This is a genomic window from Allomuricauda sp. d1 (assembly GCF_039592695.1).
Lineage (GTDB): Bacteria > Bacteroidota > Bacteroidia > Flavobacteriales > Flavobacteriaceae > Flagellimonas_A.
In genome coordinates, this window is the sequence record NZ_JBBUTK010000001.1 from 1363720 (window position 1) to 1384301 (window position 20582).

The 20582-nt window shown below is 41.4% G+C and carries 18 protein-coding genes; 5 read left to right on the plus strand and 13 right to left on the minus strand.

Going from position 1 to position 20582, the window contains the following annotated elements; genetic code table 11:
* The first annotated feature begins 22 nt into the window (after positions 1-22).
* The 3 genes from AAAH86_RS06245 to AAAH86_RS06255 are packed head-to-tail and all read left to right on the plus strand — an operon-like array spanning position 23 to position 2625.
* On the plus strand, positions 23-1033 hold the full coding sequence (locus tag AAAH86_RS06245) for a histidine kinase (protein WP_343486657.1): 1011 nt from the start codon (positions 23-25) through the stop codon (positions 1031-1033).
* Positions 1030-1734 carry a response regulator transcription factor gene (locus tag AAAH86_RS06250; protein WP_343486658.1) on the plus strand — a complete coding sequence of 235 codons (705 nt, stop codon included), beginning with the start codon at positions 1030-1032 and terminating at the stop codon, positions 1732-1734. Before AAAH86_RS06245 ends, AAAH86_RS06250 begins: the two co-directional genes overlap by 4 nt.
* A gap of 6 nt (positions 1735-1740) precedes the next feature.
* On the plus strand, positions 1741-2625 hold the full coding sequence (locus tag AAAH86_RS06255; RefSeq protein ID WP_343486659.1) for a dienelactone hydrolase family protein: 885 nt from the start codon (positions 1741-1743) through the stop codon (positions 2623-2625).
* Here the strand turns inward: AAAH86_RS06255 and AAAH86_RS06260 are convergent.
* The 13 genes from AAAH86_RS06260 to AAAH86_RS06320 all read right to left on the minus strand — a co-directional run bounded on the left by AAAH86_RS06260 (position 2622) and on the right by AAAH86_RS06320 (position 18771).
* On the minus strand, positions 2622-3899 hold the full coding sequence (locus AAAH86_RS06260; RefSeq protein ID WP_343486660.1) for an Nramp family divalent metal transporter: 1278 nt from the start codon (positions 3897-3899) through the stop codon (positions 2622-2624). The genes AAAH86_RS06255 and AAAH86_RS06260 overlap by 4 nt on opposite strands.
* A 1-nt stretch (position 3900) precedes the next feature.
* Positions 3901-4572, minus strand: a complete 672-nt coding sequence (locus AAAH86_RS06265; protein WP_343486661.1) for a bifunctional 4-hydroxy-2-oxoglutarate aldolase/2-dehydro-3-deoxy-phosphogluconate aldolase — start codon at positions 4570-4572, stop codon at positions 3901-3903.
* A gap of 6 nt (positions 4573-4578) precedes the next feature.
* Positions 4579-5802, minus strand: a complete 1224-nt coding sequence (locus AAAH86_RS06270; protein WP_343486662.1) for a 6-phosphofructokinase — start codon at positions 5800-5802, stop codon at positions 4579-4581.
* A gap of 5 nt (positions 5803-5807) precedes the next feature.
* Positions 5808-6854: a sugar kinase gene (locus tag AAAH86_RS06275; RefSeq protein ID WP_343486663.1), complete on the minus strand. Its 1047-nt coding sequence runs from the start codon at positions 6852-6854 to the stop codon at positions 5808-5810.
* 31 nt (positions 6855-6885) lie between these two features.
* Complete coding sequence (locus AAAH86_RS06280; RefSeq protein WP_343486664.1) at positions 6886-7641, minus strand: 3-oxoacyl-ACP reductase family protein; 756 nt, start codon at positions 7639-7641, stop codon at positions 6886-6888.
* A 15-nt stretch (positions 7642-7656) separates the two neighbouring features.
* Complete coding sequence (locus AAAH86_RS06285) at positions 7657-8421, minus strand: SDR family NAD(P)-dependent oxidoreductase (RefSeq protein WP_343486665.1); 765 nt, start codon at positions 8419-8421, stop codon at positions 7657-7659.
* A 30-nt stretch (positions 8422-8451) separates the two neighbouring features.
* Positions 8452-9750, minus strand: coding sequence for an MFS transporter (locus AAAH86_RS06290; protein WP_343486666.1), 1299 nt, complete (start codon positions 9748-9750; stop codon positions 8452-8454).
* Between the two features lie 188 nt (positions 9751-9938).
* The gene (locus AAAH86_RS06295; RefSeq protein WP_343486667.1) at positions 9939-10640 is read right to left on the minus strand and encodes a FadR/GntR family transcriptional regulator; all 702 of its coding nucleotides are present in this window, start codon (positions 10638-10640) and stop codon (positions 9939-9941) included.
* 207 nt (positions 10641-10847) lie between these two features.
* Positions 10848-12161, minus strand: a complete 1314-nt coding sequence (locus AAAH86_RS06300; RefSeq protein WP_343486668.1) for a RagB/SusD family nutrient uptake outer membrane protein — start codon at positions 12159-12161, stop codon at positions 10848-10850.
* A gap of 10 nt (positions 12162-12171) precedes the next feature.
* Positions 12172-15324 carry a TonB-dependent receptor gene (locus tag AAAH86_RS06305; RefSeq protein ID WP_343486669.1) on the minus strand — a complete coding sequence of 1051 codons (3153 nt, stop codon included), beginning with the start codon at positions 15322-15324 and terminating at the stop codon, positions 12172-12174.
* 428 nt (positions 15325-15752) lie between these two features.
* Positions 15753-16130, minus strand: coding sequence for a cupin domain-containing protein (locus AAAH86_RS06310; RefSeq protein ID WP_343486670.1), 378 nt, complete (start codon positions 16128-16130; stop codon positions 15753-15755).
* 34 nt (positions 16131-16164) lie between these two features.
* Positions 16165-18174: a polysaccharide lyase family 7 protein gene (locus tag AAAH86_RS06315; RefSeq protein ID WP_343486671.1), complete on the minus strand. Its 2010-nt coding sequence runs from the start codon at positions 18172-18174 to the stop codon at positions 16165-16167.
* 99 nt (positions 18175-18273) lie between these two features.
* Positions 18274-18771 (minus strand): shikimate kinase, encoded by a 498-nt coding sequence (locus AAAH86_RS06320; protein WP_343486672.1) that lies wholly within the window; start codon positions 18769-18771, stop codon positions 18274-18276.
* A 109-nt stretch (positions 18772-18880) separates the two neighbouring features.
* On the opposite strand from AAAH86_RS06320, the gene AAAH86_RS06325 reads away from it, so the two are divergent.
* Positions 18881-19591, plus strand: coding sequence for a ribonuclease activity regulator RraA (locus AAAH86_RS06325; protein WP_343486673.1), 711 nt, complete (start codon positions 18881-18883; stop codon positions 19589-19591).
* A gap of 40 nt (positions 19592-19631) precedes the next feature.
* Positions 19632-20579 carry a TIM barrel protein gene (locus tag AAAH86_RS06330; RefSeq protein WP_343486675.1) on the plus strand — a complete coding sequence of 316 codons (948 nt, stop codon included), beginning with the start codon at positions 19632-19634 and terminating at the stop codon, positions 20577-20579.
* Positions 20580-20582 lie beyond the last annotated feature (3 nt).

The window sequence follows — 20582 nt, forward strand, 5'->3', positions numbered from 1 at the left end:
TTTAGTGAAGTATGCCTTAAAAATGTCAATATCTAAAAGAGAACTTGTCTTTCAATTTGTACTTCTGGTACTGGTTTTCCTTTTCTATTCATTTGATAGGGAAAAACCAGGATTTCATATACACCAATTGGCTTTCTTCAGTACTTATGTATTTGCTGCAGCTATTATAGGATATTGGCTCATGCCACGTTTTCTGTACAAAAGGAACTATTGGAAATTTTTCGCATTTGTCTTTGGAGTTATTGCCATAGTAATCTTATTGGAAGAATTGGTGCTTGAACAAATTTTCTTTGCGGGCACCAAGAGAGCAAAGTCGTTTCCAGGAGTATTTTTCTCACTGTTGGGAGTATTACCAGTAATTACGATTCTTTCTGGATTTAAGTTTGGATGGGATGCCCTACAAAAACAAGAGCAGATAGAAGCTTTAAAAAGTACGGTTCAAGAAAGTGAGCTTCAATTTTTGAGGTCTCAAATCAATCCACACTTTTTGTTCAACAATCTCAATAATTTATACTCATATGCCCTTGAAGGTTCGCCCAAAACTCCTGAGATAATTCTGGAAATCAGCGGATTGCTGCGGTATATGCTATATGAGTGCAAAGAAAAGTTTGTGCCTCTTCAAAAAGAAATTGAGCAATTGCATAATTTTATTAAGCTGAGCAAACTACAAATTGAAAATAGAGGTACGGTTCTTTTTGACACATATGATATTGAAAATAGGTACAAGATTGCCCCGCTGATTTTGATAGTATTTATTGAAAACGCATTCAAACACAGCCAAGCAGGTCAAAGTGAGAACATCAAGATTGACGTCATGCTGCACATGAAGAACAACACATTGCATTTTAACTGTAGCAATAATTACGAGGCTACTGAAAGTCTTAGTAAAGTGAATGCTGGAATCGGACTGAAGAATGTACAAAAACGTTTACAGCTCCTTTATCCCAACAGGCATCATCTTGAAATCAAGGAACATAACAAGAGGTATGAAGTCAAACTATCAGTGGAATTAAGTAAAATTAGTAGCTCGTGAACTGTATCATCGTTGAAGATCAACCTCCCGCGCAGCGCGTCCTCAAGAAATATATTGAAGATGTAGGCTCTTTAGAACTAAAAGGGGTCTTTTCAGATGCGATACAGGCAATGGAATTTCTGGAAGCTGAACCGGTCGATTTACTTTTTCTTGACGTTCACCTACCAAAAATTTCTGGGATTGATTTTTTGAAGACCATGGCCAACCCGCCCAGTATCATCCTGACCACGGCATTCTCAGAATATGCACTTGAAAGCTATGAGTTCAACGTTGTCGACTATCTATTAAAACCTTTTTCATTTCAACGATTTGTAAAGGCCATATCAAAAGTATCTGAAAGAAAAAAAATGGGGTTGCCAATCAAATATGAAACCGATTCGACATCGTTGAGAAAGGAAATCTATATCAAGTCGGGCTACGAGCATATCAAAATTCATGTTGACGACATCCTGCACATTACAGCAGATTCCGACTATACCCAAATAGCGACCAAAAACAAAAAGCATTTATCGAGCGAGTCCTTGCGCTTTTGGTCAGAGATGCTACCAGGCAAACTGTTCTACCGCATCCACAAATCACATATCGTCAATATAGAGGCTATAGAAAAAATTGTGGGCAACCAAATATATCTTTTCGGAGGAATCAAGCTGCCTATCGGAAGGGCCTACAAAGAAAAATTTATGAAGTCTATCTTAAAATAAGATTCAATGAAAAAATTACAGAAAGAAGACATCAAACAAGAGGTCTTTGATTTATATGATGACTATGCCCACAACAAGCTACAACGCCGAGAATTTGTTGAAAAGCTCTCTGCTTATGCAGTTGGTGGCATCACCGTGACATCATTGCTCAGTTTCATGATGCCTAATTACAAAAACACTTTTTTGGTGGCTAGTGACAATCCCAGATTAAATTCAGATTACATCACCTATAGTTCACCTAAGGGTGGTGGTGAAATCAAGGGATTGCTCTCAATGCCCAGAGCTATTGAGAGCAAACTGCCAGGTCTTGTTGTGGTACACGAAAATCGCGGACTTAACCCCTATATTGAAGACACTGCCAGAAGGGCCGCTTTAGATGGCTTCATAACTCTAGCTCCAGATGCCCTAAGTCCTCTGGGCGGTTACCCAGGGAACGACGACGATGGTAGGGCCATGCAACGCAAACGTGATCGAAATGAAATGTTGCAAGATTTCATTGCAGCATTCGAATACTTAAAAGCACATGAAGGCTGTAGTGGCAAAATTGGAGTTGTTGGATTTTGTTTTGGAGGATGGATTTCAAATATGATGGCTGTAAAAGTACCTGATTTATCTGCAGCCGTACCCTTTTATGGTGGCCAACCTACTGAGAATATCGACCAAATCAATGCACCTTTGATGTTACAGTTCGCTGGACTTGATGAACGTGTGAATGGCGGATGGCCCGCTTTTGAAGAAGCTTTGAAAAAACATGGAAAAGATTATATAGCCTATACTTATCCCGATGTCAACCATGGATTTCACAATACCAGCACACCGCGATATGATAAAGATGCAGCTGAATTGGCATGGAAGCGTACAATGGATTTTTTTAAAGAGAATCTAATCTAAAGATAGTTTATTAGTGCTTGCACCCCATTGTAAGATATAACCAAAGAAAACAATAGTGCGGCTATAAGCCCAACATTTACCCAGGTACCTGTTTTATGACCCAGCATCAATTTTTTGTTATTGATCAGCAGAATAATTCCGAGAATGACCAAGGGCAATACAAATACATTAAAGATTTGTGAAAGTATCTGCATCTCGACCGGGTTCGAACCAAAGATTGGCACAATTAAGGCAAATAGACAGGCAAAAGCAGTAATCCGCTTAAACTGTTTTGAACTGGTATCCAACTCCCCAGATTGGTAATCAGCAATCAAAATGGGCACTATCAACAATATGGGAAAAATAGAGGAGAGCCCAGCACTAAGTGTTCCAAAAAAGAAAAGGGTCAAGGCAAATTTGCCGGCCACAGGCTCCAAGGTGTTAACCATATCCAACACTTGAGTCACAGGTTTACCATCATAAAAGAGAGCCCCAGTTGCCACGGCCATGATAGTGGCGCTAATAATAAAGACCAAAATTGCAGCTACAATGGCATCCTTCTTTTGTTTGTTCAAATCGCTGATTTTCCAACCCTTGCCCTTAACAAAAAGCGGGCGTGATAGAAAGGTAGCAGCCGCCATGGTTGTTCCCACAAAAGCAGCAACCAACATTTTGCCGCCTTGTACTTCAGGAATACTGGGTACAAGTCCTTTTAACACATCAGATGGTAGTGGATAAACCATAAAAAGGGAAATCAGAAAAGACAATCCCATTATGGTAACAAAAATGACTAGGATTTTTTCAAAAAAGGTGTATTTGCCAACCAGAAGCAGAGCATAAAAAATAACGGTCACCACTACGGCGATACCTATCACCGTTTCATATTTGTGCTGGGCAATCTGTGGAAAATAAATGGCGAACATCTCGTAAATGATATTGGCAGAAATACCCATAATGCCCATCAAGGAATTCCACTGACCGAAAGCGATGCCTATTATAATAAGAATCGCCATGACCTTTCCCCATTTCAAGTGTTTCTTAAATGCGAATAAGGCTGTTTCCCCCGTTATCAATGTATAGTTACCATAAACATATATGAGAATGCCTGAAAAGAGGCAACTCAATAACAGTACCCACAACAGCTGCATTCCGTAGGTGCTACCAGCAACAATCATTGAGGTGACACTTCCCGTGCCAATGGTATACCCGATAGCAAAAATACCTGGCCCAAAGGCCAAGACCAATGCCAGCAATTTCTTAAAAAACGATTCTTTTGAGGATTGCTGGTTTCTCATTTCATCGGTTTCTTACCTTAATGATGGTGCCCAATGTGTTTCTTACCAAATTTTCTAGTCCTTCAAAATCTTTACTGGCCAGAATCTCCTTGCTAATTAGCTTGGATCCCATGCCGACACATATCACCCCTGCATCAAACCACGCCTGAAGGTTTTCCTTTTCAGTACTTACGCCACCCGTAGGCATAATGCTCGTCCAAGGTTGTGGTCCTTTGATAGCCTTTACAAAACCAGGGCCATAGGTTGACCCAGGGAAAAGTTTGATGACTTCGCAACCCAATTCTTCGGCCCTATTGATTTCAGCCAATGAACCACACCCCGGAGACCAAAGGACTTTCCTGCGGTTACAGGCAATTGCAATATCTTCCCTTAAAGATGGGGTAACAATAAAATTTGCTCCCATTTGCATAAACAGAGAGGCCGCTGCCGCATCAGTAATAGAACCCACCCCCATTATCATTCCTGGTAATTTGGAAATGGCATATTTGTTCAATTCAGAAAAAACCTCAAAAGCAAAATCACCTCGTGCGGTAAACTCCATCAAACGTGAGCCACCATCATAACAGGCCTTGAGGACTTTCTTACCCAGTTCAATATCAGGATGGTAAAAAAGGGACACCATACCCGTTTCTTTCATTGTATTTGCTACCTCAATTCTTGAAAATTGTGCCATAGTACGTTATGCTCTATTTAAGATTTTATTAAAATCGTATGCTTCGGGGTTCTTAAGGTATGCTTTTGAGCGTTCATAGTCAGCTTCGCCCAAATAATTCAAGTTCTGAAAACAGAGTCGTGCAAATTCTGAATCGATATTCACCAGCCGCGGGGCAATTTTGCCCTCCTTATCCTGTAAATCGGTCAAAAAAAGTGGTGTTACCTCGCCTCTCGAATTGGCCGTGACTATGCATCCACTAAGTCCTTCATCGAACAGTTTTTTTACCCCTAGCCCCAATAAAGTACACAGTGTCAAATCAAAACCGATAGGTCTACAACAACGTAGCTCATAGCCCAACTCCACTGGTCTGCTCTTAATCTTAATACCCAGTTCCTTTAAACGGGCCTGGACAAGTACATTAAAAATGTGTGACTTGCTTACATTGCCCAATTCAGGATGACCGTGTTCATCATAGGTAAAGTTAATGCCACAATTCTTTAGTTCAGAATCTGGTAGAATATGAAAAACTCCTTCACTTATTAGGGCAACTCCATAATGGATGTTCTCTATTTTTCTTTTGACCATTGAGGAAATCACCAAGCGGACCACCTTATCGAAGGTAATGTTGGTCTTATCAAACATCTCAGGAATGACCATCATCGGAAAATGGCAGCTGGTAGCAATACCAAAGGCCAAATGCCCCGCCGATCGCCCCATGGTTGACATGACAAACCAGTTATTACTGGTTCGTGCATCCTCATAAGTGGTGTTTCCAATCCGAACGCCTTCATCTTTTGCCGAATGAAACCCAAAAGTAGGATTGCGATCAGGCAAGGGAAGGTCATTGTCAATGGTCTTGGGCACATGAATATTTGAAATGGAAATGTTCTCCTTTGAAAGATAATCGGTTATTCTGTTAGCCGTGGAAGCGGTGTCATCACCCCCGATGCTTACGAGCAACTTGACGTTGTTGTCCTTAAACAAATCAGTATTCACCTTTTCATCACTGGGCTTGAACCGACTCATAATAAGAGTTGAGCCACCTCGACTGAAAATACGGTCGGCATGGGGAAAATCGAATTCCTTAATTGAAGGGTTTTCAGAAAATATTCCCTTGAAACCTTCATGAAGGCCTAGTACCCGATAGCCATCTTTCAAAAAAATCTTGGCAACCGTACTGATTACCGCATTGATACCAGGGGCGGGGCCACCACCACAAATGATCAATATGGATTTTTCTGAAGTCATTCTACTTATCTAGCTACCCTACCTGATGCATCACCACCCATTAATTTCTCCACTTCTGAAACCGTCGCCAAATTAGCATCTCCTTTAATTGTATGTTTCAAACAAGATGCTGCGACTGCAAAGTTCAAGGCATTTTGGTCGTCCTTTGGATATTTTAACAATCCATAAATCAATCCACCCATAAAAGAATCTCCGCCACCTACGCGGTCAACAATATGGGTGATTTGATACTCTGGTGATTTATACATTATCTTGCCATCATACAAGACCCCAGCCCAAGTATTGTGGGATGCGGATAATGAACCTCTTAAAGTGGTGATTACTTTTTTAGCCCTTGGAAAACGTTTCATCATCTGCTTGCAGACAGATAGAAAAGCCTCGGCTTTTACATGTTCACCTTGAGTGGTAATGTCCAATCCTTCAGGTTTGATACCAAAATGTTTTTCGGCATCTTCCTCATTGCCCAAAACGATGTCGCAGTAAGAGGTCAGCTCCGACATAATCTCTTCCCTTTTCGCATCATTACAATATTTCCAGAGTTTTGCCCGGTAATTCAAATCGGTCGAAATGGTCACACCGAGTTCACTGGCAACTTTTACCGCTTCCAAACAGGCATCTGCAGCTCCTTGAGAGATTGCGGGTGTTATTCCCGTCCAATGGAACCATTCCACACCATCAAATACCGATTTCCAATCGACCATTCCCGCCTGAATTTCGGCCATAGCGGAATGTGCTCGATCATAGACCACTTTGCTACCACGACTTACGGCACCTGTTTCCAGAAAATAAATACCAAGCCTATTGCCACCGTAAATTATCTTATCAGTACCGACTCCTCTTTTGCGCATCTCCATCAGAGCACAATGGCCAATATCGTTATCGGGGAGCCTAGTGACAAAATCCACAGGTACACCATAGTTGGCCAATGAAACCGCTACGTTGGACTCACCTCCGCCATAAACGACATCAAAACTGTTTGCTTGTGAAAACCTTAAAAATCCTTCAGGAGCCAGTCGAAGCATTATCTCTCCAAAAGTGACTACTTTCTTCATTCTTCAATTGTTGTTTATTGTTGATTAGATTTTAGCTGAAAGCTAAACCGCCATTTATGTCAATATTGTTTCCATTTATGAAAGAGGCCTCATCTGAGGCCAGATATGAAACCAAATCAGCGACTTCTTCAGCATTGCCTTCCCTTCTCAGAGGAGTACCTGCCGCTACTTTTTCCCTGATTTCATCTTGAGTGAAATCATCGTGGAACTTTGTTCCTATCAAACCGGGGCAAACCGCGTTCACCCGAATGCCTTTTGGCCCCAATTCTTTGGCCATGGCCCGTGTAAAAGTCGTTACCGCTCCTTTGGACGAACTGTACAATGCGGAACCGCCTCCACCGCCATCCCTTGCCGCTTGAGACGAGATATTGATGATAGATGCACCCTTTTGCATCAAAGGTTCAAATGCCTGGGAAACAAACACAATAGACTTAAAGTTTACCCCCATGACAAGTTCATAAAAAGCTTCATCAAATTCTTCCAACGTTTTACGGGCGAAAAGTCCACCTGCATTGTTCACAAGAATATCTATTTTAGCGCCAACCACCTCTACAACTTTTGCCTTTAAGGCTGCAATATCATTTAGGTTGGAAACATCTGCCTTGACTGCGATAGCTTCCTGTCCCAAAGATTTTATTTCTTCTACGGTTTCTTTAGCTGCTGATTCCGAATTAAAATAGTTTACAACCACCTTGGCACCTTCCTTGGCAAGTTTTATCGATATGGCACGGCCGATATCCCTTGAGCCTCCGGTTACCACTGCTATTTTTCCATTTAGATTACCCATTTTTCTGGATGTTTTTTAGATTCCCAAACCTTGTCCGCCGCCTACTTGAATAGTTTCTGCCGTCAAAAAGGCAGCATTATCGCTGACCAAGAAAGAGATAACAGATGCCACATCCTCGGGCTGACCGAGCCTACCCAAAAGAATGTTGTTTTTCCAAGATTGAAAAACCTCTGGTTTAGTGGATTTAATTTGCGCATGAAAAGGAGTGTCAATAGTGCCTGGTGATACAGCATTTACCCGTACTCCATATTCTGCCAAATCTTTTGCCAAAGCACGTGTTATAGCATGAACAGCCGCTTTTGATGTGCCATAAATTCCCGCTCCGGGTCCGCCAGCATTCCAACCAGCTATAGAGGTATAATTGATTATCGACGGATTATCTCCCTTCTTTAAGTATGGAATAGCAGCTCTGGAACAGAAAAAAGTGGAATCTAAATTCAGCGCCATGACCTTACGGTAAAAATCGGTGGTCATTTCTTCAAATCGTGATCGACCTCCAAGCCCACCAGCATTGTTGATCAATGCATCAATTTTTCCATACTTATCTCCGATAGCCTTTATATTGGCATTGACCGCTTCTTCGTTCGTTACGTCGAATCCATAATATTCGGCCTTTATACCTTCTGCTTCGAGTTCTTTGACCCTGCCAGCTCCTGCATCATCCTCTATTCCATTCAAGACGACCGTGTAGCCATCCTTACCTAGTCTTTTGGCCACTTGAAATCCTATACCGCCGGTTGCTCCGGTTATTACTGCTATTTTTTCTTTAGAATCACTCATTTTATTATTTGGATTGAATTTTTAATCTATTTATTTCGCTCTTAATGGTTCAATTTTTGGACACAATATCCATACACTTGCCATAGTGATTATGGCCAATGCCGCACCGATCACAAAGGCCGGCGTGTAGTTACCTCCCGATGTAAGCCATGGAACGAGGGCGGTCAAACCAAAGGCTCCCAACTTGGCAGCCATGCCAGCAAATCCGGCAAGCGTGCCCACCGATTTTCCACCAAAAAAGTCACTTGGCAATGTCTGCACATTTCCAATAGCCACTTGAAAACCGAACAAGATTATCGCCATGAGCACTACAGCAGTTTCGGGCCCACCTGGGTTTGCCATGGCAAGCAAAGTTGGCAACATGATTAGGCAGCCTAAAGTAATGACCAGTTTACGGGTTTTGTTGACCGTCCAACCCGCCTTAATGCGGTTTTGTGCCAAAAGACCGCCAAACCAAGCCCCTATCATTGCCCCAACATAGGGTACCCATGCATAAAACCCAATCGCCTTTACATCCATGCCATAAACCTCATTGAGATATATAGGTATCCAAAAGATGAACAACCACCAAATAGGGTCAATTGCTGCCGAAGCTATGATGACCCCCCAACTTTCTTTGTGGGAGAGCATTTTACCAGTTGGTGGATTGTATCCCTCGTCCCGAACTCCATCTCCATCTAAATCTTGGTTTTGCTGACCAGTCAAAATATATTCTCTTTCGCTATCTGAAATCCATGGATGCTTTGATGGAGGAGCCTTTACTAAAATCCACCATGGAATTAGCCAAAGCAATCCCACCAGGCCCACCAAAACGAAAATATAGTGCCAGCTGAAGTGGATGGATAATAGGCCTATCGTCGGAAAGGCAACGATGCCTCCAATGGCCGCGCCAGAGTTGAAAATTCCTTGGGCAAAAGCCCGCTCTTTCGTTGGAAACCACTCTGCGTTTCCCTTTGCTGCACCTGGCCAGTTTCCAGCTTCTGCTATGCCCAATATGGAGCGAAAAATGGACAGACTGACCAACCCTTTTGCCAATGCGTGCAAGGCGGTTGCCAACGACCAAAATCCTATGGACAACGCAAAACCGATTCTAGTGCCCACCTTGTCAAAAATTTTCCCAAATATGGCTTGGCCGAATGCATAGGAAAAAATGAATATCGTGGAGATAATCGCATAAATTCCTTTTCTTTCATCTGAGGTCTTGTTGGGGTACAGGTCTTCTGCCATGTCTGGCCATAAAACCGGTAACGCCTGTCTATCTATATAATTAATAACGGTTGCCAACGCTATTAACCCAATGACCCACCACCGTAAACCTTTTAACTTCATAGTTTTTTAATTGTGTTAGGTTTAGGAATATCATGTGTTCACCTGAATAAAAAAAATCAAGCTCAATTAGTGGTAGCTGACTTAAAAAATTCCGATTTGGAATCTATGCGGTAAGTGCTACTTCCCTCCTATGTTATTTCAAATAGCTAAAACAGAAGCGTGCAATTCTGTCTTGGCAAATCAACGTCTTAAGTATTGTAACAGTACTGGTACAATACGCTAAAGTGTGTTTTCATTTTCTGCTTGGCCTTCTGTGGATCTTGTTTCTTGATAGCCTCGAAAATTTCTTCATGCTCCTTGATTCCCTTGAACGAAAGATTGGCATCACAAACATGGTGCTTGTTGAAATTTGTGATAATCTCAGGCGTAATGACCAGCATAAATGTATTCATGGTTGCATTTTTACTGGCTTTGGCTATGGCCAGATGAAACAATAAATCTTCTTCGACCGCATCTTTACCATTCAAGACTTTTGTCTTATAGGCTTCAAGAGCTTGCTCCATTTTATCCAAATCATCGTCTGTTCTTCTTAGCGCTGCCAATCGTACCGTTTTGAGTTCCAGTAAAATCCTGGTCTCAACTAAGGATTTAAAGTCTGGATCTTCCAATCTCAAAATATCATCCAACATTCCGCTCATGGCAACCCGACCAATATTGGCGATGAATGTTCCACTTTGTGGTCTGGATTTCAATATGCCAAAAAACTCCAATTTTTGGATGGCTTCCCTTATGTTGCTCCGGCTAACCCCGAATTTTTCGGATAGCATTCTTTCGGATGGAAGCTTATCACCAGGTTCTAAGTTCTTATAGTCTATATAATCCCGAATATTTGAGATAATACCCTTTTGTATATCGCCATTTTCAGATTTGGTAAGAATTTCGACTTTCATATTCATTTTTTAAACCAGATTGGTTAACCAGATTGGTTTGTTAAATTTATGAAATTATCCGCGTATTAAGCAAGTTGTTTTTAGTCAAGAGGACTATTGGCCAAAGCCAGAGACGACCAATAGTCTCTCTTATCTAACTAAACTAACTCAAATTACTCTCTCTGTTAATGATCAATGCTCAATTGAAACTTTTTAATCTTTTATATATTAATAGCCAGGGTTTTGTGTAATCACCCCGTTGGTGGCCAGAATCTCTGATATCGGAACTGGGAACAAAAAGAAATTACTGTCAATCGTCTGACCCATTTCAGCTTCCACAGTGCCTGTTCTTACCAAATCGAACCATCTATGCCCCTCAAAAGCCAACTCCAATCTTCTTTCGTCTTGAATGGCCTGTCTCACCGCAGTTTGCCCCGTTGCTGTTGTATTTGGTAAACCTGCTCTAGTTCTTATCTTATTCAATTCTGTTATTGCGCCAGCTGTATTCCCATTTTCATTCAACGTTTCAGCATACAATAAAATGGCATCTGCCAATCGCATTTCAATCCAGTCGAGGTCTTCCCCGCCTGTTTGTGGGTATTTTGGAGAAGCCATAAGTGTCTCATCAATGGTTACCACTCTTCGTAAATCAGTGTCACCACCTGCTTCGCTAGCATCAAAAGCTGCAATCAAATCAGGATCCAAAGGCATCAGGGACTTTGTATCTAGACCTCCAAACCACGAAAAGAATTCAGAAAAACCGTATTCATCGACTATCGAACTGGATACTTGAGTTGCAAAGATGACCTCTGGATTCAAATCAACTAAAAAGATATCGGCAAAGTTTTCCTGTAAAGTGATTCCGGCATCAGCAGCTCCATTGACAACCGCGGCCAAAAGAGGTTCAGCATTTCCGAATTCACCCCTGTGAACGTACACCTTGCCAAGCAATGCACGCGCAGCAATTTGAGTAGCTCGACCGTCTGATAAATCTGAATTATCCAAAGCTGCAATGGCATCTTGAAAATCTGGAATTATAATATTATTATATACCTCAGCAACTGGTTGCCTTTCAAAGATGGATAAGTCTGTAGTAACTGGATTGGCGACTAAATTGACAGGTACATCGCCAAAAACCAATACCAACTTAAAATATGACAAGGCCCTCAAAAATTTAGCCTCACCAATATCAGTGGCATCGGTAGAATTTTCGATGACATTATTTGCACTTAAAATTGCTCTGTACAAAGCAGTATAGAAAGGCCCAAAAAATTGATCTTCCATAACGGTCAAGTCGGGACCGTACCTATCAAATTCTGGAAATGGCTCTTCATCCATTAACGCATTGTCAGCTCTGAAATCGCCCATTACCGCCATTGGGGTAACCGCACCCAATTGGTAGAAATAGGCAGCATTCACAACCCCATCAAAATCTTCCAAAGAATCTGAACTTGCAATATTCGGTGGAACCTGATCCAAGTCGTTGTCACATGCCGCTATGAACAACATTGACCCTAGTAATAAGATATATAGTCTTTTCATTTTTCTTCTTTTAAAAATTAACATTTAACCCCAACGTATAGCTTCTGACGATAGGACTCGCCCCTACCTGAACCCCATAAGTTGTAGGGCCTAAATAACCCCCATTGGTTATCTCGACACCTTCAGGGTTAAAGGAGGTATAGTTATCTCCCCACAGATACAATAAGTTTGTAGCCGCAGCATAAATTCTAACAGAGTTCAACCCCATTTTACTAATTACATCGGGGTCTATGGTATACCCTATGGTCAGGTTACGTAAAGCTAGATAAGAAGCATCCTGTATCTGGGCATCCAATTGATTTCTTGATTGTGTGTAAAATCTACCAGTCGCATCTTCGATACCATCATCGTTGGCATCAAAACTATCACGTAGCCTGCCGCCAAATTCCGATTGCCAATAAATAGGGTCAATATTGAATACATCACCCCCTTGAGCCCCTTGAAACTGGAATGACATATCCAAAGCCTTATATCGAATTGAACTGTTCAGGCCATAGTAAAAGTCAGGTGTGTTCTGACCTATTTTGACCAGATCACCGCCTTCCTCAACTGTTCTTGTTCTGTCAATCACACCATCACCATTCTGATCGACTACATAGTATTCAGAACTATTCAAACCGACAACCCTTGTCGGATCTGCTATGTGGACATCATCAACTATGCCTGCGGTCTCCAATCCCCACATTTCGCCAATTTCACCACCGACGTAATTTCTGAACACAGGTCCTCTACCACTCTGACCATAAATCACATCAGGCAATGATTCTACATCACGTAAATCAGTAATCTCCGTTTCCACTGTGGAGAAGTTGGCACCAAAGTCCCAGCTAAAATCATCTTTTTGAAAGACCAAAGCAGACATTTCAAATTCGAAACCAGAACTTCTTACATCACCTGCGTTCAGTCTTATCGATGTTGTTCCCAAAACTTCAGACACACTTTGGTTTATCAAAATATCTTCGATGTCCGAGGTATAGTAGTCTGCACCAATTCGAATACGATTATTAAAAAAGCCCAAATCAATACCGTAGTTGGTCTCGGTGTTGGTTTGCCATGTCAAATCAGGGTTGGCCACATCTGAAGGAATTAAAAACCCAGTACCGAAAATTGTCGCTTGCGGATTTAAAAGACTTAGCGAATTGTAAGCTCCCAAATCAGAGGTCGTTCCCAAAGAACCGGTACTGAACCTTGGTTTTATTAAGCTCAAAAATTCTGAATTGTACCACTTTTCATTGTGAATGTTCCAACCAACGGAAAGTGCTGGAAATGTGGCATACTTGTTATTCGCTCCAAAACGGGAATCACCATCTCGTCTTATGGATGCCGAGAGTAAGTAGCGATCATCATAGGCATAGTTAATCCTACCAAAAACACTTCTTCGTGCTATGGTCTCATCACGTTCGGTGACGGTAATGTCTGCCGGGTCCAACAAATTATAATTGATGATATCACTGAACGGTACGTTTGTTCCATCTTGTCTGGTACCGGTTATGAAGAAATTCTGGAATTCAAGTCCGGCTACTGCTGATACTTCATGCTTTCCAAAGGTTTTGGCATAATTTAATGTGGTCTCACTCAAGATTGAAGTGCGGCGAATCTTTTGCCTATCCAAAAATGTCTGTGTGCCACGGGCTCTGGAATCGAATTCCAATCCTCTGTAGGCGTAGTCTTCGGTATCTCTGTAATCCGCACCTAAAACGGTTTTTATATTCAAACCATCCAAAATATTGTATTGAAAATAGGTCGAAAGATTACCGAAGTAGGTTTTTTGCCATGCATCGGTATTGTCCAACTTCGTAGCGGGACCAGCATCGCCAGAACCCCCAATGCCGTTACCAACCCTACCGTAATGCCAATCTTGCGCCGTATCCCCAGGTTCCAAAGTATATATACTATTGTTAAATGGTGCATCACCGCCTCTGTAACCATTATCAAAAGGGGCAAGACCCAAAGCCTGTGCTTGTTGATCCAATTGTTGTACGAATGCAATGGATTCTTCCGTGTGATATATAGGGTGTATGCTATAGGCCCTCAAAAGATCTCTCATATCATGGCCTACGATATCCCTTCTAGAGGCAAATCCATTAAAACTCAAACCCGTATTGAACTTATCTCCTAGTTTGGTATCGACATTCAAACGTGCATTGACCCTTTCAAAGCCTTGGGTAATTGCAATGCCTTCGGTATTTTGATAACCAATTGAAGCAAAATAGTTCGAGTTTTCGCTACCTCCGCTCATACTAAAGTTGTGGTTCATGGTGTAACCCGTCCGGAAAAGCCAATCTTCAACTGCAACAACACCAGGAGAATTTCTGTATGCATTGATTTTATAGTCAACGAACGCTGGGTCCAATTCAGAAACATCGAACCTGCCACTGGCTATACCATCCTCTAAAATATCGGCCCATTCCCCAGCGGTTTTGAGCATCTCATTATCCCTTAGGTATCTGTTTGATGTGCTATAAAAAGTGTCATAGGAAAAACTGGGTTTGCCTTGTCTTCCTTTTTTGGTGGTAACCAAAATAACACCGTTCGCACCCCTAGAACCATAAATAGCTGCTGAAGCAGCATCTTTCAATACCTCCAAACTTTGAATATCATTGGGATTTACCGTTGCCAAACTTCCTGAAATGGGATAACCGTCGACTACAATCAGTGGACTTGCATCACCATTAATAGAAGATGCCGCCCGTATCTGAATCTTTGGGTCTGCACCTGGTGCACCATCTTGTTGTTGAATCAATACACCAGATAGTTTACCACCCAATGCATCATCAACACGTTGCGCCTGAATGGCAGCAATCTCGCCACCGTCGACTTTGGCAACAGCACCTGTCAGCGATGATTTTTTTCTGGTACCATAACCAATAACGACCACTTCATCTAACTTAGCAAGATCCTCTTGTAAGGTTACGTTTATAACACTTTGACCACTTACAGCTAAGCTTTGCGTTGCAAAGCCAATGTAAGAAAACTGAAGTGTTGCCCCTGACCCAACAGTAATGGTATAATTACCATCAAAATCGGTTTGGGTGCCATTGGTCGTGTTCACCACCAATACGTTTGCTCCAACGATAGGCACACCGCTTACATCGGTCACTGTACCCGTGACAGTAACATCTTGTGCAAAAAGTTGGATACTGCTCAGCAGTATCGCAACCATGAAAAGTTTAGTTTTTAAATTCATTTGTCTTTAGTTAATTTCAATAGTTTAATTTCTCTTTCCTTGGATATCTCGAGAATATCACTCTTTAGGATTTCGATTTAGTCCCACATTAGCTTCCTCCAAATGAATTTTTCTTAATTTTGAAGAAGCATGTTATTAAATCATGTGCCATACAATTACTTCCCTCCAATAAGAAGTATTGTTACTTAAAAAGGATAGGCGTGCACCTGTCCTTTTTTTATGCCTTTTCTAATTTCATCTCATATGAAGTCTCATTTAGTTCCAGGTTGTATGCTTATTGGTTTTCCAAACTGGTCAACCAATTTGGTTTACCAAATATATATTAATTTTTAGTTAAAAAAAGTATTTTCTTGATTTTAACACTTTTAGCCCATAAAATTTTCGCGAATTGGACCAGTTTTTTGCTATGCCTCTTTATCTCCAAAATAAGACACTCCATCACCACTTAAAAAATCTTCCCTTACGGGACTAAATGTGTCAATAAGCATCCCTTCCTCCAAACACAATGCACTGTGCAATAAATTCGGTTCAATGTACACACCATCCCCTGCCTCCACAATTTGCTTTTCGCCATCAATTTCAAACTCAAATTTGCCAGAAATGCAATAGGTAGCTTGCGTGTGAAAATGTTGATGTGGGGCACCTAGTGCTCCTTTTTCAAATTTCACTTTTACCATCATGATTTGATTATCGTAACCTAAGAATTTTCTTGATACTCCTCCGCCAAGTTTTTCCCATTCCACTTCTTTTGTCATGATGTATTTCTCACTGAATCGTTTCATTATTTTGTCGTTTATATATTTTCCTTAATTCTTTTTACTCCGGCGGTGTACCTGTGCCCACAGTAGCTTCCCTAAACCAAACCTCAGCGTAACTGCCATTGGCATATTGCTTGGCGATATCACCACCATAGGTTTCTGCGCCGGCGCTCCAGACCTTGTTTGTTTCTGGGCTTTTGCCATTGGTTTGGTTATAGGCACCTTGTTTAAAATAGCCTAGCTCTCCTTTATAGGCAGTAGGCCTTTCTGTACCATCCCTTCCTATGGGTACGAATAGTTTTTTTGTCTGCTCTGGTAAGTCCGATTTATTCACATATTCGGATGCGACAAGGTTTTTAACGAATTTTCTTGTTTCATGACCATCACTCTTGAATGTGAGGTACATGATTCCATCATATACATTTATTTCGAAGCTGAACTCTTCACCTAATTCTATACCATCTGAAGGCTCTACAGGATTGTCGTTCTTATCTGTTCCTACAACTGACATATCGTGGCCCCATACTGCGGTCGAAAAATCCCAACGTCCGGAATTGTCATCACCGGCCGTATTGATTTCATAATTCCAAAAAACGGAGCCTTTAGTGTGGCCTGGGAATTTCTTGTAGAATATTTTTAAAGGCTCATTTTCATGGCCTTCACCGCTATGGATTTGTCCTACTACTACCGAATAAGAAGCGGCAACTCTGGCATCACCAGAAGTGGAAACCTGCATGACCTTGCAGGTGCCTGTTAGTTTGCCTCCTTGTTCTGGGGTCCATTCCCGTTTTTCATGCAGTTCTGTTCTTGTATTGCTGGAGTTTTTTGAAGTAACTCCTAAGTTTGGTGTTTTATATACTACCCACCGCCTGGTGCCATCAATTGCTGTATAGAAAAAATCTTTATGTTCAAACTCGGTAAGATCGTCCACAGTCGTTCCGTTACCCAATAGAATTTTAAACTTATCCATGAAGGGAATCACCTCATGGGGATAAACTGTTTTCTTGCTTAAGCCATCATTGGCTTCGAAATACCCTGCATTGGAATAGGCATTTTCGCTAATCTCGATACTCGCTGTTTTGAACCAAACTTCAGCGTAATTGCCATCAGCATATTGTTTTTGAATATCACCGCCATGGGTTTCAGCACCAGAGCACCATACTTTGTTTACTTTTGGGTCTTTTCCGTTGGTTTGATTGTAAGTACCCAATTTAAAAAAGAGTCCTTCTTTGGTGTACGCACTGTCGCGTTCCACACCATCCTGCCCGATTGGAAAAAATAACTGTTGGGTCTGTTTAGGTATATCTGATCGTTTTGCATATTCGGAGGAAATCAGGTTTTTGGTAAATGTTTTGGTTTCGTGCCCTTCACTTGTGAATTTCAAGTACATCATACCATCCTTAATTTCCACTTCATAGCTGAATTGTTCACCCAGGGCAATACCATCTACTGGTTCTGGTGGATACGTGTTTTCATCCGCTCCAACAACCGACATATCATAGCCCCAGATAGGATAGGAATAATCCCATCTTTTAGAATTATCATCACCTGCGGTATTGATTTCATAATTCCAGAATACGGAGCCCTTGGTATGACCAGGGAATTTTTTGTAGAATATTTTTAGCGGTTCATTTTCATGTCCATCGGCACTGTGAATTTGGCCGACAACCACCGAGTGAGTTGACGCGACACGGGCATCTCCAGTACTTGAAACATTCATCACTTTTAGGGTGGCGTTCATCTTGGCATCGGTCATTGGCGACCATTTCTTTAGTTGGGCCAACTCGGTTCTTGTGTTATTTGAAGTACCATGGGTATTGCCTGCATTGGGAGTTTTAAATACCACCCATTCCCCTTGTTTATCGCTCGCTGTGTAAAAGAAATCTTTATGCTCAAAATTGGTTGCCTGACCTACATTGGAACCATCACCCAATATCAAGTTCCAATGTTCGAAAAAGGGGATAATTGCTTGGGCACTACCAACTATCTTATCTCCATTTGTTGCGTCAGTAGTATGCCGCTTTTTCTTTTCAGCACAGGAATTAAAAAGCAAAATTGGACTTATCAATACTAAAAATTGGACGAAAACTGATTTGAATATTTTGAAGCTCATTTTATATGGTGTGTTGATTCTCTTTAGATTAATAACTGTACTAGGGCCCTTCTTTTACCAGTATTTCCGCGCTATATATTTTAGGATGGTATCTACCATTTGCTCTTCTGAATAGGACATATCGATTGTCAAAGCCCGTTTTGGTGTCTCGAGGGTCTCAAAGTCCGACTTGAGAAATGAGACGGGCCGTTCGTGAACTTCTGATTCAATGCGCTGAACCACATCTTCGTATGAACCCTTCATGAATACCCAATCAAGTGGATATTCAATTATAGCGGTAAGCCTCTTGCGATGTTCTCTTTTCAATACCGAACAGGAAATCACACAGCCCTTTTTGGTCGATTGCTCTAGAATCAATTCTTCCAAAGATTTTAACCACTCTTCCAGATTTTCGTCTTGGGGAAGTTTACCCGCGCCCAATTCTTTTGAAATAAAGAGCTTGTCCGCATCAAAAAAGGGTGCCTTCAAATTATGGGCCACTCTTTGACCTACGATACTCTTACCAGTACCACAAACACCTACTAAGATTACTATGTAATTATAAGGTTGCATGCTAAAAATAAAATTGGTTAACCAGATTGGTTTACCAAAAATACATATATTTGTATCACTTACAAATTTTTAACATAAAAAGTTCAGATAATCATAGGTTTAGTAAATCATGGTGAAAAAAACGACGATAGAAAAATTAAAGGGGGGAAGCACGGCCACCATTGCCACTTGTCTTTTTAAACGGGGGTTGAGAAAACAATACATTCATGAAGTTAAACCTCTCGGACTGGGCAAGACAACCATGGTGGGCCAAGCCTATACACTTAGATACATACCTGCACGCGAAGACTTAAATCCAATAGAAGTGTTCAAAGACCCTAAGCATTTACAACGCCTTGCTGTTGAAGAATGCCCAAAAGGTTTTGTTCTGGTTATTGACAGTCGGAAAGATGCCAGGGCAGCTTCAGCTGGCTCCATTTTGGTCACTAGACTAATGAAAAGAGGTGTAGCAGGAATTGTCACTGATGGTGGTTTTCGCGATTCAACCGAAATCGCTGAACTGGATTTTCCCTCCTTTCATAGGTATCCATCTGCACCCACTAACTTGACCCTGCACCAGGCTATAGCTATTAATGAACCTATCGGGTGTGGCGATGTTGCGGTGTTTCCGGGAGATTTTATCGTTGGCGATGATGATGGAGTGATGGTCATTCCCGAACATTTAGCTGAGGAAGTTGCAGAGGAGTGCGTTCAAATGACTTTGTTTGAGGAATTTGTGATGGAAAAAGTAAACGAGGGACAAACAATCATCGGTCTTTATCCGCCAACAGACCCAAAGACTTTAAAAGATTTTGAGGATTGGTCGTCGACGAAAAGTTGAACATTAAGAATGAACCGGCGCTAAATAAAACTTAACTAAAATGGCAATATGTAGGCGAAAGTTTATCAAGAACATAGGAGCAACCGCAATGTTGACACCTTTGGCTACTTCGCCATGGCCCTTTTTTAGTATAGAGGAGTTGAACAAGCCATTAGAGGTGCATCTTTTCTCAAAACACCTGCACTTTCTAAATGTAAAGGAAGCGGCAAAGATTTCAAAAGAACTTGGATTTTCTGGATTGGATTTAACGGTACGTCCCAAAGGTCATGTGTTACCAGAAAATGTGGTGACCGATTTGCCCAAAGCTATCCAAGATATCAAAGCGGTTGGTTCTTCCTGTGAACTGATAACCACTGCTATTAATGATGTGAATGGACCATACGACACTATAATAATTGAGACAGCGGCCAAACAAGGCGTAAATTTTTATCGCTGTGATTGGTTCAATTATTTTGAAAATAAGTCGATGCAGGAGTCAATAGTCTTCTACCAACAAAAAGTAAAGGAACTAGGTGAAGTCAATAAACATAACAATATCGTTGGCTGCTATCAAAACCATGCAGGAACCAAAATTGGGGCATCCTATTGGGAAATAGAGCAACTGCTCAAAACAGCAGACCCAGATTATTTCGGTACGCAATACGACATTCGCCATGCCATGGTGGAAGCCGGAAAGTCATGGGAAAACGGACTTCGATTACTTCACTCTACCATCAAGACCATTGTTTTGAAAGATTTTAAATGGGGAAAAGTAGGGGGGCAATGGAGCGTTGTAAACGTACCGATTGGCGAGGGCATGATTGACTTCAAAGGCTATTTTAAACTTTTGAAAAAATACGGTTTACGCCCGCTAGCTTCCTTGCATCTTGAATATCCCTTGGGGGGTGCTGAAAAAGGTAGAAACGAAATTACTATAGATAAAGAGATAGTTTTCGATGCCATGAAAAAAGACTCAAACACGATTCAAAAATTTTGGAAAGAAGCTTAAGAC